Annotated in this window: 14 protein-coding genes and 1 tRNA gene; 11 read left to right on the top strand and 4 right to left on the bottom strand. The window is 65.3% G+C overall.

From position 1 onward, the window contains the following. Window positions 1-101: 101 nt before the first annotated feature. Entirely contained in the window at window positions 102-713 is a 612-nt protein-coding gene (locus ACM26W_RS10425) for a superoxide dismutase (protein WP_416140754.1), read from the bottom strand. Between the two features lie 235 nt (window positions 714-948). Here ACM26W_RS10425 and rmuC point away from each other — a divergent pair, with 235 nt between their 5' ends. From rmuC to ACM26W_RS10410, 3 genes are all read left to right on the top strand, one after another. Continuing rightward, on the top strand, window positions 949-2382 hold the full coding sequence (rmuC, locus tag ACM26W_RS10420; RefSeq protein WP_416140753.1) for a DNA recombination protein RmuC: 1434 nt from the start codon (window positions 949-951) through the stop codon (window positions 2380-2382). Window positions 2383-2552: 170 nt separating this feature from the next. After that, window positions 2553-3779, top strand: coding sequence for a DUF4236 domain-containing protein (locus tag ACM26W_RS10415; RefSeq protein WP_416140752.1), 1227 nt, complete (start codon window positions 2553-2555; stop codon window positions 3777-3779). Between the two features lie 116 nt (window positions 3780-3895). Then, window positions 3896-4360 (top strand): hypothetical protein, encoded by a 465-nt coding sequence (locus tag ACM26W_RS10410; RefSeq protein ID WP_416140751.1) that lies wholly within the window; start codon window positions 3896-3898, stop codon window positions 4358-4360. A 10-nt stretch (window positions 4361-4370) separates the two neighbouring features. Here ACM26W_RS10410 and ACM26W_RS10405 read toward each other — a convergent pair whose 3' ends face one another. After that, window positions 4371-5267 (bottom strand): LysR family transcriptional regulator, encoded by an 897-nt coding sequence (locus tag ACM26W_RS10405; RefSeq protein WP_416140750.1) that lies wholly within the window; start codon window positions 5265-5267, stop codon window positions 4371-4373. A 154-nt stretch (window positions 5268-5421) separates the two neighbouring features. Between ACM26W_RS10405 and ACM26W_RS10400 the strand changes: the two genes are divergently transcribed. Further along, window positions 5422-6252: a DODA-type extradiol aromatic ring-opening family dioxygenase gene (locus tag ACM26W_RS10400; protein WP_416140749.1), complete on the top strand. Its 831-nt coding sequence runs from the start codon at window positions 5422-5424 to the stop codon at window positions 6250-6252. Window positions 6253-6419: 167 nt separating this feature from the next. After that, window positions 6420-7106, top strand: coding sequence for an SDR family NAD(P)-dependent oxidoreductase (locus ACM26W_RS10395; protein WP_416140748.1), 687 nt, complete (start codon window positions 6420-6422; stop codon window positions 7104-7106). 301 nt (window positions 7107-7407) lie between these two features. Here ACM26W_RS10395 and ACM26W_RS10390 read toward each other — a convergent pair. Next, a tRNA-Pro gene (locus tag ACM26W_RS10390) sits at window positions 7408-7484 on the bottom strand. A 224-nt stretch (window positions 7485-7708) separates the two neighbouring features. On the opposite strand from ACM26W_RS10390, the gene ACM26W_RS10385 reads away from it, so the two are divergent. The 3 genes from ACM26W_RS10385 to ACM26W_RS10375 all read left to right on the top strand — a co-directional run bounded on the left by ACM26W_RS10385 (window position 7709) and on the right by ACM26W_RS10375 (window position 10506). Next, window positions 7709-9337: a BCCT family transporter gene (locus ACM26W_RS10385; protein ID WP_416140747.1), complete on the top strand. Its 1629-nt coding sequence runs from the start codon at window positions 7709-7711 to the stop codon at window positions 9335-9337. Between the two features lie 84 nt (window positions 9338-9421). Further along, on the top strand, window positions 9422-9775 hold the full coding sequence (locus tag ACM26W_RS10380) for a CidA/LrgA family protein (RefSeq protein ID WP_416140746.1): 354 nt from the start codon (window positions 9422-9424) through the stop codon (window positions 9773-9775). Then, a complete protein-coding gene (locus tag ACM26W_RS10375; protein ID WP_416140745.1) occupies window positions 9772-10506 on the top strand; it encodes an LrgB family protein in 735 nt (244 codons plus the stop codon). Before ACM26W_RS10380 ends, ACM26W_RS10375 begins: the two co-directional genes overlap by 4 nt. A 59-nt stretch (window positions 10507-10565) precedes the next feature. On the opposite strand, the gene ACM26W_RS10370 is transcribed toward ACM26W_RS10375, so the two are convergent. Beyond that, the gene (locus ACM26W_RS10370; RefSeq protein ID WP_416140744.1) at window positions 10566-10919 is read right to left on the bottom strand and encodes a hypothetical protein; all 354 of its coding nucleotides are present in this window, start codon (window positions 10917-10919) and stop codon (window positions 10566-10568) included. A 158-nt stretch (window positions 10920-11077) separates the two neighbouring features. Here ACM26W_RS10370 and ACM26W_RS10365 point away from each other — a divergent pair, with 158 nt between their 5' ends. The 3 genes from ACM26W_RS10365 (at window position 11078) to ctaD (ending at window position 14178) form a co-directional block, all read left to right on the top strand. Beyond that, on the top strand, window positions 11078-11251 hold the full coding sequence (locus tag ACM26W_RS10365; protein ID WP_416140743.1) for a DUF2970 domain-containing protein: 174 nt from the start codon (window positions 11078-11080) through the stop codon (window positions 11249-11251). Between the two features lie 137 nt (window positions 11252-11388). Further along, the gene (gene coxB, locus ACM26W_RS10360; RefSeq protein ID WP_416140742.1) at window positions 11389-12510 is read left to right on the top strand and encodes a cytochrome c oxidase subunit II; all 1122 of its coding nucleotides are present in this window, start codon (window positions 11389-11391) and stop codon (window positions 12508-12510) included. 33 nt (window positions 12511-12543) lie between these two features. After that, complete coding sequence (gene ctaD, locus ACM26W_RS10355) at window positions 12544-14178, top strand: cytochrome c oxidase subunit I (RefSeq protein ID WP_416140741.1); 1635 nt, start codon at window positions 12544-12546, stop codon at window positions 14176-14178. Window positions 14179-14193 lie beyond the last annotated feature (15 nt).

The raw sequence follows: 14193 nt of genomic DNA, 5'->3' as shown, positions 1-14193 counted from the left end.
GCATAAACACCATCGCCGCACCCGAGGGTGCGGCGATGGTGATGCTGCTTGAACCAGTGCGTGCGGCGGTGCCGCGCGCGTGGTACTGGCCGGCAGGGCGATCAGGCCATGGCGGCCTGGTAGCGGCTTTCGACGTCGTCCCAGTCGATGACGTTGAAGAACTCGGCCACGTAGTCCGGGCGCTTGTTCTGGAATTTCAGGTAGTAGGCGTGCTCCCACACGTCCAGGCCCAGCACCGGGGTGTTGCCGTTGGAAATCGGGCTGTCCTGGTTCAGGGAGTTCTCCACGACCAGCGTCTTCTCCGGGGTGACACAGAGCCACGCCCAGCCGCTCCCGAAGCGGCCCAGGGCTGCCTTGGTGAAGGCCTCCTTGAAGGCGTCGAAGCCACCCAGCTCCTTGTCGATGGCCTGGGCCACCTGGCCCTTGGGCGCGCCGCCGCCGTCGGGCGACATCATCTGCCAGAACATGCTGTGGTTGGAGTGGCCGCCGCCGTTGTTGATGACCGCCTGGCGCTTGTCGGCCGGCACGCGGTCCAGGTTGGCGAGTAGCTCGTCCACCGGCACGTCTACGAGGTCAGTACCCTCGAGGGCGGCATTGAGGTTATTGACGTAGGTCTGGTGGTGCTTTGAGTGGTGGATCTCCATGGTCAGCGCATCGATGTGCGGTTCCAGGGCATCGTAGGCATAGCTGAGGTTGGGTAGGGTATGCGGCATGGTCGTGCCTCCTTTGGTGGGTCGTCGGGGAATTCATCCTTTAATAACACCCATCAGCATGGCAGAGCCGTCGTAAAACGGCCAATAAGAATCATTATCGGCTTATATAGGGAGAGACAATCAACGAATCCCTCTCCCGGGAGCAGACAGGGTAAACTTTCGGTTTATCGACTATCAGCGGGCCAGACCCCGGCGTTCTGGCCCGCCAGATCGCCGCACGACTCCGGAGCCCTGAATGCCCTTCGACCCGCAATTCGTCCCGCATCTCGAGAGTGTCGCCCTGATCGCCCTGCTGCTCGGCGCGCTGCTGACCTTCTCCCTTCAGCAGCGCCGCGTCACCGCAACCCGCCGCGAGCTCGACGCCACCCGCGCCGAGCTCCACGCCCAGCAGCTGGAGGCCCGGGAGCAGACGGTGGCGCTGCAGGTGGCGGAGGGTGAGGTCGAGACCCAGCGCGAGGCCGTACTGGCCCAGGCGCGTGAGGTCGAGCGCTTCCGCGAGGCGTACTACGCGCTGAAGCAGACCCACGGCGAGCTGACCACCCGGCTGGAGGAGAAGGAGGCGAACTTCGGCCGCCAGCTGCAGTGGATGGAGGAGAGCAAGCAGCAGCTCAAGGTGGAGTTCGAGAACCTGGCCAATGAGTTGCTGGAGCAGAAGGGCAAGGCCTTCTCGTCGCTCTCCGAGCGCAACCTGCTGGGTCTGCTCAAGCCCTTCCAGGAGGAGATGAAGGGGTTTCGCGAGAAGGTCGAGACCCTGCACACCCAGGAAACGGCGCAGCGCGCCAGCCTCACCACCGAGCTCAAGCACCTGCAGCAGCTCAACCGCGATATCACCGACCAGGCGGCGCGGCTCACCGAGGCGCTCAAGGGCCAGAAGAAGGTCCAGGGCAACTGGGGCGAGCTGATGCTGGAGAACGTACTCGACAGCGCCGGCCTGCGTCCGGGCGAGGACTACCAGCGCGAGAGGAGCTTTACCACCGAGGAGGGCAAGCGCCGTCCGGATGCGCTGGTCTACCTGCCCCAGGGCCGCCACCTGGTGATCGATGCCAAGACGTCACTCGCCGCCTATCTGGAGTACGTCAACGCCGAGGACGAGCTGACCCGGAAGCAGTCGCTGGCGTCCCACGCCCAGGCGGTGGGCGCGCGCATCGAGGAACTCGCCGACAAGCACTACTACGACCTGCCGGGGCTCAACTCACCGGAGGTGGTGATCATGTTCATCCCGGTGGAGTCGGCCTATATCGAGGCCCTGCGCCACGACAGCACCCTCTACCAGCGCGCCATCGAGCGCAATGTGCTGGTGGCCACGCCCACCACGCTGCTCACCAGCCTGAACATCGTCAGCCAGCTGTGGCGCTTCGAGAACCAGAGCCGCCACAGCGCCGAGCTGGCGCGCAAGGCCGAGCGCTTCTATCACAAGCTGGCCACCTTCCTGGAGAGCATGCAGGACGTGGGCAAGAAGCTCGACGGCGCCCGCGAGAGCTACGACAGGGCGCTGGGGCAGCTGGTCAACGGCAAGGGCAACCTGATCAAGCAGGCCAGCGAGTTCCAGGAGCTGGGCGTGGCGGTCAAGAAGGAGCTGCCTGCCGAGCTGGTCGAGCGTGCCAGGCTGGAGGTGGGCACGTCGGCAGCTGAAGGGGTATCTTCTGCCGATACCCCTGCCTCGCGTTGATGGACATCGATCCAGTCGCAGCCGCGCCACTCAGGCCGTTGGGCTGATCATCCCCATCGCGCTGTGCCGTCGTTGTTCCTCGGTCGAGTTGGCAGCGCTATGCTTTTCTGGTGAGCTGCTGGTGCTGCCCGGCAGGGCAGTTGTGATGGCTATATGGACAGGGAGTTGAGATGGCCTTTCGTTTTCAGCGCCGTATTCGTCTGGCGCCCGGCGTGCGCCTCAACCTCAGCAAGCGCGGGCTGGGGCTCTCGGTGGGCCCGCGTGGTGCCAGCCTCAGCATGGGGCCAAGCGGAGTGCACGGCCATGCGGGGGTTCCCGGCACCGGGCTTGCCTATCGCAGCAAGCTCACCGGTAGCGGTGCATCAGGCACGTCTGGCGCGGGAGCGACGGCCTCAAGCCAGGCGGCGGCGTTGGACGCGTTGCTGGCCGAGGGCGGCAGCCTGCCGGTGCAGCTGGAGGTGGAGCAGGGCGGCCAGATCAGCTACTTCCACGCCGATGGGTCGCACATGTCCAGCGCCGAGGCCCGGGTGCTGCGCCGCTATGCCGAGGAGTCCCTGCGTGAACAGCTTCGTGCCCACTGCGAGCGGCTCAACGCCGATCTCGACCGCCTGGGGCGGCTGCACGAGGAGACGCCGCCGCCCGAGTCGGCGAGCTATGTCACGCGGGACTTCGCCGAGCCACCTCCGCCTCCGTTTCAGCCACAGCCTTCCGGCCTGCGGCATGCGCTGTGGTCGCCCGCCAGGCGCCGCCTCGAGGAGGCAAATCGCCAGCGGCGCGCCGAGTTCGACGAACGCTACCGGGCCTGGGAGTGGCGCAAGGCGGAGCACGATGCGGTGGAATTTTCCCGCCACCTTCGCGAAAGCGAGGGGGTCTGGGTCGACCCGGAGGCCATGGAGCAGACCCTGCGCGAGCGCCTGGACGAGATCGACTGGCCCCGCGAGACGCTGATCGACTTCGACCTGGGTAGCGACGTGCGCACCATCGCTGTGGATATTGAGCTGCCGTGCGAGGAGGAGATGCCGGACCGCTACTGGGGGATGCCGCCCAAGCAGCTCAGGCTCACCCCGCGCAAGCTCAGCGCTACCCGCCAGCGTGAACTCTATCGCGACCATGTCCACGGCATCGCCTTTCGCGTGCTGGGCGCAGTGTTCGCTCGTTTGCCCGGGGTGGTGGAGGCCCGTGTCTCCGGTTACCGCCAGATCCCCGATCCCGCCACCGGCGGCCAGCGCGACCAGTACCTCTACAGCGTCAAGGTCAGCCGTGAGCAGTGGGGGAGGATCCACTTCGACCGGCTCGACCAGCTGGATCCGGTGGCCGCCATGGAGGCCTTCACTCTACGCCGCGACATGACCAGGACCGGAATCTTCCGTGATATCGAGCCCCTGAAGCTGGTGTAGGTGTGCCAGGTCAAGGCGGCGAGCGCAGGCGTCGGGTATGCTGATCTCACGCTGATACCCAGCGCCCGCGCCGCGACGGAACCGGCGCGGACACTGCTTGCCCGGAGGCTGCCCAGATGAACATCCTGCACCGCATTGACCGCCCGTATGAATCCGGCTGCATCGAGGTGTACGGTGACGAGCCCTATGAGTGGCGCATCCTGGATCACGCCGGCCATATCGTGCGTGACAGCGCCGGCTATGGCAGCGACGCTGGCGCCTATGCCTCTGCGGAAGTCGCCCTGCGCGATGCCATCTCCTTCGATGCCGATGACAGCGTGGTGCCGATCTTCTTCCGCCACGGCGCCGATGCCGAGCTCGAGAATGCCGCCCAGGCCCATCGCACCGCCGATACCCTGCGCGCCATGGCCCTGGCCCTGAAGAGTGCTACCAACCAGGCGCAGTTGGATAGCCGCCACGCCACCGACGATGAGGCGCAGGACTACCTGGATGCGCGCATCGCCATGGCGGAGCGCATTGTCCAGGAACTCGAGGAGAGCGCCGGGCGCCTGCACGCGGCCACCCAAGCCACGGCGGAGTGATCCGGCAAGGTCAGGCGCAAGTGATCGATTCCACCAGGAAGTCGATCATCGCTCGCACCTTGGCGGGCGGGCGCCGGTCGGCGGGAAAGAGGACATGCAAGCCGCCCAGGTCCAGCGTGGGCTGGTCGAGCTCCAGCGCGACCAGCTCGCCACGCGCCAGGGCATTGCCCACGATGAAGTTGGGCTGATAGATCACGCCCTGACCACCCAGCGCCGCCGCCAGCAGCGCGTCGCCGTTGTTGGCCTTGAGGTTGCCCTTCACGGGCACCTGAATCTCCCCCTCGCGACCGAAGGACCAGGTGCCGCGCCCCTGCAGGGGCGAGAGCGTATAGCTCAGGCAGTTGTGACGAGAGAGGTCGCCCACCTGCTGCGGGGTGCCGTGACGCGCCAGATAGGCCGGCGCCGCACATACCCGCATCGGACAATCCCCCAGGCGCCTGGCCTTCAGCGAACTGTCGGCGAGATGCCCGATACGGATCGCCAGGTCCCACCCCTCCTGAATCAGGTCCTGCTGGGCATCGCTCAGGCCCAGCTCGACCTCCACCAGCGGATAGCGTCGGCTGAACGCCGGCAGCAGCGGGGAGACGAAGCGCACCCCGAAGGAGAGCGGCACGTTCATGCGTAGCCGCCCGACCGCCTCCAGCCGCTGGGCCGTCACCTCCGCCTCGGCCTCATCCAGCTCCTGAAGGATTCGCCGGCAGGCCTCGAGGTAATCGGTGCCGGCATCCGTCAATCGCAGCCGCCGCGTCGTGCGGTGCAGCAGCTTGACACCCAGCCTTGCCTCCAGGGCATCCATGTGCCGGGTGGCCATGGCCGGCGACATCTCCAGGGCTCGACCCGCCGCAGAGAGGCTGCCGCGACTGGCCGCCTCGATGAAGACCCGCATGCCCGTGAAACGGTCCAGCATCGATCTCCTGCTCCTGTCGATTTCTCACTGATAGTTGGAAGTGTTGGAAATGATATCAGGTTCTTATATCAAAGCGATGAAGCTATAGTAAGACTCACTCGCCTCTATCGGCCCCGGTCGCCTTATCAGCCCACCCATGCCAAGGAGCCTGCTCATGACACACGCCAGCCAACTCTCCACGGAATCCCCTCGTCAGCCGGTGGTGTTCATCCCCCACGGCGCCGGTCCCTGCTTCTTCATGGAGTGGAATCCGCCCGGCACCTGGGATGGCATGGCAGGCTTCCTTCAGGGCTTGGCCGCTACCTTGCCCGAGAGGCCCCGCGCGATCCTGATGGTCTCTGCCCACTGGCGGACCCCCGGCTTCAGCGTCACCGCCGCTGAGCACCCCGAGCTGATCTACGACTATTTCGGCTTCCCGGACCACACCTACGAGCTGAGCTACCCGGCGCCGGGCGCCCCGGCGCTGGCCGAGCGGGTCGTGGGGCTGCTGTCCCGGGCGGGCCTGGCCAGCAGCCAGGATGCCGGGCGGGGCTTCGACCATGGCATGTTCATTCCGCTGAAGCTGATGTTCCCCGAGGCGGATATTCCGGTCGTGCAGCTATCGTTGCGCCATGACCTGGACCCCGCGGCGCACCTGGCTGCCGGCGCGGCCCTGGCGGGCTTGCGCGACGAAGGCGTGTTGATCGTCGGCAGCGGCATGAGCTTCCACAACATGCGCGGCTATGGCGACGCGGCCTTCACCGCGCCGTCGGAGGCCTTCGATACCTGGCTGACCCAGGCCGTGGAGGCCGCCCCGGAGCAGCGCGCCAGTGCCCTTGATCAATGGGCTCAGGCCCCCCATGCGCATCACTGCCATCCCCCCGGTGAAGAAGAACACCTGATGCCGTTGATGGTGGTCGCCGGCGCGGCCGGCCAGGACGTCGGCCGCAGGGTCTACTCGCAACAGGTCCTCAAGACTCAGCTGTCGGCATTCCGCTTCGGCTGATTGCAACACCCCACCTTTTTCTCTCTATCATCTGGCAGGAGCCACCCCCATGCAGATCGACCTTTCCCACAAGCAGGCCCTGGTAACCGGTTCCACCGCGGGCATCGGCCTGGCGATCGCCACCGGGCTGGCGCAGGCCGGCGCAGGCCGGCGCCAAGGTCACGATCGTGGGCCGGGACCAGGCGCGGGTCGACAGTGCGATCGCCAGCATCAACCAGGCCAGCGGCCGCGATGATGCCAGCGGCGTGGTGGCCGACCCGGGCACCGCCGAAGGCTGCCAGGCGGTGATCGCCGCCCGCCCCGAGGTCGATATCCTGGTCAACAACCTGGGCATCTACGGGGGGCGTCCCTTCTTCGAGATCGACGACGCCGCCTGGGAAGAGATCTTCCAGGTCAATGTCATGAGTGGTGTGCGGTTGGCTCGCCACTATGCCCAGGGCATGCAGGCCCGCGGCTGGGGGCGCATCCAGTTCATCTCCAGCGAGTCGGCGCTCAATATTCCCGCCGACATGGTGCACTACGGCGTCAGCAAGGCGGCCCTGCAGGGCGTATCGCGGGGCCTGGCCAAGGTAATGGCCGGCAGCGGCGTGACGGTGAACACCATCCTGCCGGGCCCGACCCGCACCGAAGGCGCCCAGGCGATGATGGCGGACCTGGCGGCCGAACGCGGCGTCTCGGCCGAGCAGATGGAGGCCCTGTTCCTCAACGAGAACCGACCTTCGACCCTGCTCAAGCGCTTTGCCACGCCCGAGGAGGTCGCCAATCTCTGCGTCTATGCCGCCTCGCCCCAGGCCAGCGCCACCACCGGCGCGGCGTTGCGCGTGGAGGGAGGCATCGTCGAGAGCATTGCCTGATCAACGACTCGGCTGCCGCTGATGCAAACGGTTGATCCAAGATGGCTCTGGCCGCCGCTTCGTTCGTTGGGGCGAGGAGGCAGGTCAGAAGTGACAGCGCCCCGAGCCTCATGGCCGGGGCGCTGCCTGTGTCTGAGCGATGAGGTGCTCATGGCTCACGCGTCTCCAACTCGGGAGTCTCCTGAAGACCCGGTGTGGATCGGCTTGCTACCTGTTTGGCACCTGGTGGGTACCTGAAATCTGCGCAACGAAAAACCGCCGCTGGGTTGTGACCCTAAGCGGCGGTTTTTCTGGGTGTTTTTGGTCGGAGCGACAGGATTCGAACCTGCGACCTTTGCAACCCCATTGCAACGCGCTACCAAGCTGCGCCACGCTCCGACTCTGTTTTCGGCTTTTCGGCCGTTTGGCCTGTCCCCCGAGAACGAGGCGTATACTAGCGCGTTCGCAGGCAAATGGAAAGCCCCTTTTGCACTTCCGTTTCAATCGCTTGGCGCGCGGGCCGCTGGGGTGCGCGCAGGTCATGCTCTATCATGGAAAGCTGGTGAGCGGCGTTGCTCGCTCAATCCAAGGAATTCAATCCAAGGAATCGGTCAGGAGCGGACATGTACGGACAGGCGCAGCGCGGGCTGCTGAAGGGAATGAACCCTCGCGTCACTGTGGTGACCATCCTGGTGGTGGCAGTGGCGTTGATCTACGGCGCCTTCTTCACCGAGCGTCTGGCCACGGGGCTGGCCGCCGCCCGAGGGGTGCTCGATCCCTTCCTCGAGTGGTACTACGTGCTGCTGGTGGCCTTCCTGTTGCTGTTCATGGTGTGGCTGGGCACCGGGCGCTACAAGAACGTGCGCCTGGGCGGCGACTTCGAGCAGCCGGAGTTTACCTTCTTCTCCTGGGTGTCGATGCTGTTTGCCGCGGGCACCGGGGTGGGCATCCTGTTCTGGGCGGTGGCCCAGCCGATCCTGCAGTTTCAGCACAACCCCTTCATCGTCGAGGGCATGACGCCGGATGCCGCTCGGGTGGCCATGCGACTGACTTACTTTCACTGGGGGCTCAACGGCTGGGCGATCTTCTCCTTCGTGGCGCTGGTACTGGCCTATTTCAGCTATCGCTGGAAGTTACCGCTGACCATCCGTTCCTGTCTGCAGCCGCTGTTCGGCAAGCGGGTGGAAGGGGGGCTGGGAGATGCGGTGGATGTACTGGCCGTGTTCGGCACGGTGTTCGGTATCGCCACCACCCTGGGGCTGGGCGTGCAGCAGATGAATGCCGGCCTGGGCGCGCTGTTCGGGGTCGAGAGTTCGGTATGGCTGCAGCTCACCGTTATCACGGTGATCATGAGCATCGCCACCTTCTCGGTGGTGTCCGGGGTCAAGAAGGGGGTGCGGCTGCTCTCCGAAGCGAACTTCTGGTTGAGCATCGCGGTGGTGGTGTTCCTGCTGCTGTTCGGGCCGACCCAGTACCTGATCGCCATCACCGTGGAGTCCGCCGGGGACTACCTCCAGAACCTGCTGGGCATGACTTTCCACACAAATGCCACCCGGGATGACGGCTGGCAGGCGGAGTGGACGGTGTTCTTCTGGGGGTGGTGGCTGGCCTGGTCGCCCTTCGTGGGCATGTTCATCGCTCGAGTCTCCCGCGGTCGCACTTTCCGCGAGTTCGTGATGGGGGTGCTGCTGGTACCCACACTGATCACCGTGGTGTGGATCGGGCTGTTCGGCGGCACCGCCCTCTATCACGAGTTGTTCGGGGTGGGCGGCATCGTGGCGGCGGTGGATCGGGACGTGGCCACGGCGCTGTTTGCCACCATCGAGGCGATGGGGCTTGGGGTGGCCGGGAAGGTCGTGTCGCTGGCGCTGGTGGTGCTGATCGCCACCTATCTGATCACCTCGGCCAATGCGGGCACCCTGGTGATCAACACCATTCTCTCCGGGGGTGATCCGGAGCCGCCGACCCTTCATCGCATCCTGTGGGGGGCGGTGCTGGGTCTGCTGACCGCGGTGCTGCTGATGGCCGGTGGCCTGGAGACCCTGCAGGCGGCGGTGATCATGGCGGCGTTGCCGTTTTCGGTGGTGATCATGCTGATGATCGCCGGGCTGCTCAAGGCACTGCACCGCGAGCGCTATGCGGCGCGGACCGGTGAGCGTGCCGAGGCCCCGCGCGAGCCCTGGGCGGACCTGGCCGATGCCGGCGCCGCGCCGGTGCCGGTGTCCGATGACGAGGCCCACAAGCCACACTGAACTACCCTCAGTGAACGACCAGCAAAGAATGAGAACGACCGGGGGCGCCAAGGGCTGCCTCCCTTGGACAGGAGCAAGGGCGCAATGCCACTGATCATGGGGATGAGCGTGCTGCTGATCTGCCAGTTCCTCGGCGAATTGCTGGCACGCGGTTTGATGCTGCCTGTGCCGGGGCCGGTGTTCGGCATGGTGATTCTGCTGGCGGGGCTGATGGTGCGTGGCAAGGTGCCGGACAGCCTGCGCATGACCGGCGAGGGCCTGCTGCGCTACCTGACGCTGCTGTTCGTGCCGGCGGGGGTGGGGCTGATGGTCCACTTCCGGCTGATTGGCCAGGATCTTTGGCCGATCCTTGTCACCCTGGTGCTCTCCACGGCGGTGACGCTGGGCGTCACCGCCTGGCTGCTGGATCGGATGAACCGGCGACGGAGCCGCTCTTGAACGTCGCCGACCTGGATCAACTGTGGGTCTACCTCTCGGGCAGTCCGCTGCTCTCGCTGCTGGCGACCCTGCTGGCATTTACCCTGGCGGTGCGTGTCCACCGGGCGCTGGGCGGCACGCCACTGCTGCATCCGGTGACGCTCTCCATCGCCATGTTGATCGGGCTGCTTCTGCTGGTGGACATGGACTATCCCACCTACTTCGCGGGCGCCCAGTTCATCCACTTCCTGCTGGGGCCGGCCACCGTGGCGTTGGCCATCCCGCTGTATGATCATCGCGAACGGGTGCGCCGTCTGCTGGTGCCGCTGTTGATCGCCTGCATGACGGGAATCGTGACCGCGGTGGCCTCAACCCTGGGGCTGGCGATGGCGCTGGGTGCGCGACCGGAGACCGTGCTCTCCCTGGCGCCGCGCTCGGTGACCTCGCCGATTGCCATGGGGATCGCCGAGCAGATCGGCGGGATTCCGTCGCTTGCCGCGGGCCTGGTACTGCTGACCGGCTCCATCGGCTGTGCGCTGTCACCCTGGGTGTTCCGACTGTTGAAGGTGCAGGATCCGGCGGTTCAAGGCTTCACCCTGGGCCTGGCCGCCCACGGGTTCGGTACCGCCCAGGCCTTCGCTCGCATCGGGGCGGTTGCCGGGGCCTTCTCGGGACTGGCCATGGGGCTGACCGGCCTGCTCACCGCCTTCCTGCTGCCGTTGCTGACCCGGCTGTTCGGCCTCGGGGCGTGATCGAAAAAAAGCGGCGCCATCTGGCGCCGCTTCGAGTGGAAGGGGAGGTCGCGGGCTTGTCAGATCTCTTCCCAGAGCCGCTTGCGGAAGTCATGGCTGAGCTGGGTGGCCTGTTCCATGCGTTTATGCTGGGCATCGGTCATCTGCTTGACAAGGTTCTGGTAGCAGGCATGGACCTCGTCGGACGTGGCGGGTTTCTCGTGGTTGAAGCACTGGGTCATCTGCTGGCCGGTCTCGGCGACTGTCTTGAGAAACTGTGCCTCGAACTCCATGGCCTCTGCCAGGCTCTCCATCCAGGCCGCCTGCATCTTCGCCATGGGGTTGGCGCCCTTCATCCACTGCTCCTGCCACCAGGCCAGCATGGGGTTGGCATTCATCATGCCCGGATCTATGCCGAAGGGATTGGTCTTCATGATCGCCTCCTGAACGGGCCCCGTGGGGCGCGTTGCGGGGAATTGGGAGTTAGCCGTTAGAGTATAGGTGAGGTGGCCTGAGTCGTGCCGCAGGAGTCCTTCTTTCATGACGCCCGTCACGGAACTTGCTACCCGGACAAGCAGACAAGGAGTTGGCCATGTGGGGTGTGATCAAGTCGGTGCTGGCGGCATTCTTCGGTGTTCAGAAGGAACAGCGGCGCCGTGAGGACTTCGAGCAGGGCAGGCCAATGGCCTTCATCGTGGTGGGCGTGGTGATGGGGCTGCTGTTCGTGGTCGGGGTGGCGGCGCTGGCCATCGCGGTCGCGCGCTGAGGGTGGCCGCGTTGAATCTGGCGTTTGTAAGCCCGGTAACTGTGGCGGTTTGTCACCAGGCAGGGTCCTCTATACTGCATCGCAGACACAGCTAATGTTGCGTTAACCGCGATGACAACAATAATGAGGAGGCGCCGATGCGCACGCTGTTCGTGTGGATGGTGGGCTGTCTGATCGGGCTGGCAGCAGTGCCTGCAGCTGTTGCCAGCGGTTGGAACATGCCGGTAGGTGTCACCGACCTGAGCCGCGAGATCTACTCCCTGCACATGATCATCTTCTGGATCTGCGTGATCATCGGCGTGGTCGTGTTCGGGGTGATGTTCTACTCCCTGTTCAAGTTCCGTCGCTCTCGCGGCGCTCAGGCGGCCAACTTCCATGAGCACACTACGGTGGAGGTGCTCTGGACCACTATTCCCCTGGTGATCCTGATCGGCATGGCGGTGCCGGCCACCGCGACCCTCAAGAAGATGTACGATGCCTCCGATGCGGAGCTGGACGTGATGATCATCGGCCAACAGTGGCGCTGGCGCTACGAGTACCTTGGCGAAGACGTGGCCTTCAACTCCAGCATGAGCACGCCCCGCGCCCAGATTCGCGGCGATGACCCTCGCGACGAGCACTACCTGCTCGAGGTAGACAATCCCCTGGTGCTGCCGGTCAACCGCAAGGTGCGCTTCCTGATGACCTCCGACGACGTCATCCACTCCTGGTGGGTGCCGGACTTCGCTGTCAAGCAGGACACCATTCCCGGCTTCGTCAACGAGAACTGGGTGCGCATCAACGAGCCTGGCATCTATCGCGGCCAGTGCGCCGAACTCTGCGGCATGGATCACGGTTTCATGCCCATTGTGGTGCATGCCATGGAGGAGGAGGAGTTCGATAGCTGGCTCGCCGAGCGCCGCGACGAGGCGGAGCAGGAGGCCATGGGCGTCGATCGCGAGTGGGCCCTGGAAGAACTGATGGAGCGGGGCGAGACGGTCTACGCCAGCATCTGTTCGTCCTGCCACCAGGCCGAAGGGCAGGGCGCGCCGCCGGCTTTCCCGGCCCTGGCCGGCAATCAGCGGCTGATCGACGATCCGGATTGGCACCTGGATACCATCGTCAACGGCGTCTCCGGTACGGCGATGCCGGCCTTCCGCAGCACCTTGAACCCGGTCGAGATCGCCGCCGTGACTACCTGGACGCGCAACGCCTGGGGCAACGATACCGGCGACGCCGTTCAGCCCGCCGCGGTGGTCGAGAAGCTGGCGAATCAATAACAACAGCACAATGAGAGATCAGGGAGATTCACGATGGCGCCCAAGCTGCCTCCGCATCACCCCGTCGAGCAGAGCACCTCGGCCACCGCCGGTGGCCAGGCAGCCGCCCATCCCGCGCCGCCGCGTGGCATCCTGCGCTGGCTGCTGACCACCAACCACAAGGAGATCGGCAGCCTCTACCTGATCTTCTCGCTGACCATGTTCTTCATCGGCGGGATCTTCGCCCTGGTGGTGCGTGCCGAGCTGTTCCAGCCGGGTCTGCAACTGGTCAATCCGGAATTCTTCAACCAGATGACCACCATGCATGGCCTGATCATGGTCTTCGCGGCGGTCATGCCGGCCTTCACGGGGCTGGCCAACTGGATGATCCCGCTTCAGATCGGCGCGCCGGACATGGCGCTGCCGCGGCTCAATAACTTCAGCTTCTGGCTGCTGCCGGTGTCCTTCCTGTTGCTGCTCTCCACTCTGCTGATGCCGGGAGGTGGGCCCAACTTTGGCTGGACCTTCTACGCGCCGCTCTCCACCACCTACGCGCCGCCCTCCACCACCTTCTTCATCCTCTCACTGCATATCGCCGGCATCAGCTCGATCCTCGGCGCGATCAACATCATCGCCACCATCATCAACATGCGCGCGCCGGGTATGCGGCTGATGGACATGCCGCTGTTCGTGTGGACCTGGCTGATCACCGCCTTCCTGCTGATCGCAGTGATGCCGGTGCTGGCGGGGGTGATCACCATGATGCTAATGGACATCAACTTCGGGACCCACTTCTTCAATGCCGCCGGCGGCGGCGACCCGGTGCTGTTCCAGCATCTGTTCTGGTTCTTCGGGCACCCCGAGGTCTACATCATGATCCTGCCGGCTTTCGGCATCGTCTCGGCGATCATCCCGACCTTCGCCCGCAAGCGGTTGTTCGGCTACGCCTCCATGGTCTACGCTACCGCGTCTATCGCCATCCTCTCCTTCCTGGTGTGGGCGCACCACATGTTCGTGGTGGGGCTGCCGCTGGCCGCCGAGCTGTTCTTCATGTACACCACCATGATCATCGCGGTGCCCACCGGGGTGAAGGTGTTCAACTGGATTACCACCCTGTTTCGCGGTTCCATCACCTTCGAACCGCCGATGCTGTTCGCGCTGGCCTTCGTGGTGCTGTTCACCATCGGCGGCTTCTCCGGCCTGATGCTGGCCATCGCCCCGGCGGACTTCCAGTACCACGACACCTACTTCGTGGTGGCGCATTTCCACTATGTGCTGGTGCCGGGGGCGGTGTTCGCGATCATGGCCGGGGTCTACTACTGGCTGCCCAAGTGGACCGGCCACTACCCCAATGTCCGGCTGGCCAATTGGCATTTCTGGCTGTCGGTGATCGGGGTCAACCTGACCTTTTTCCCCATGCACTTCGCGGGCCTGGCGGGCATGCCGCGTCGCATTCCCGACTACGCGCTGCAGTTCGCCGATTTCAACCTGGTGTCGAGCCTGGGAGCCTTCATGTTCGGGGCCTCGCAGCTAGTCTTCGTGGCGGTGGTGATCCTCTGTGTGCGCGGCGGCGAGAAGGCACCAGCCAAGGCCTGGGAAGGTGCCGAGGATCTCGAGTGGAGCGTGCCGAGCCCGGCGCCGCTGCATACCTTCGAGACGCCGCCGACCTTCCAGCGCCACGAGCACTGAGCAGCCGCCGGCCCC

Origin of the sequence: Halomonas sp. HK25 (genome assembly GCF_047795635.1) — a bacterium.
Classification (GTDB): Bacteria; Pseudomonadota; Gammaproteobacteria; order Pseudomonadales; family Halomonadaceae; genus Halomonas.
Note: the sequence above shows the minus strand (reverse complement) of the source record. Positions and strands in the feature narration are given on the sequence as shown.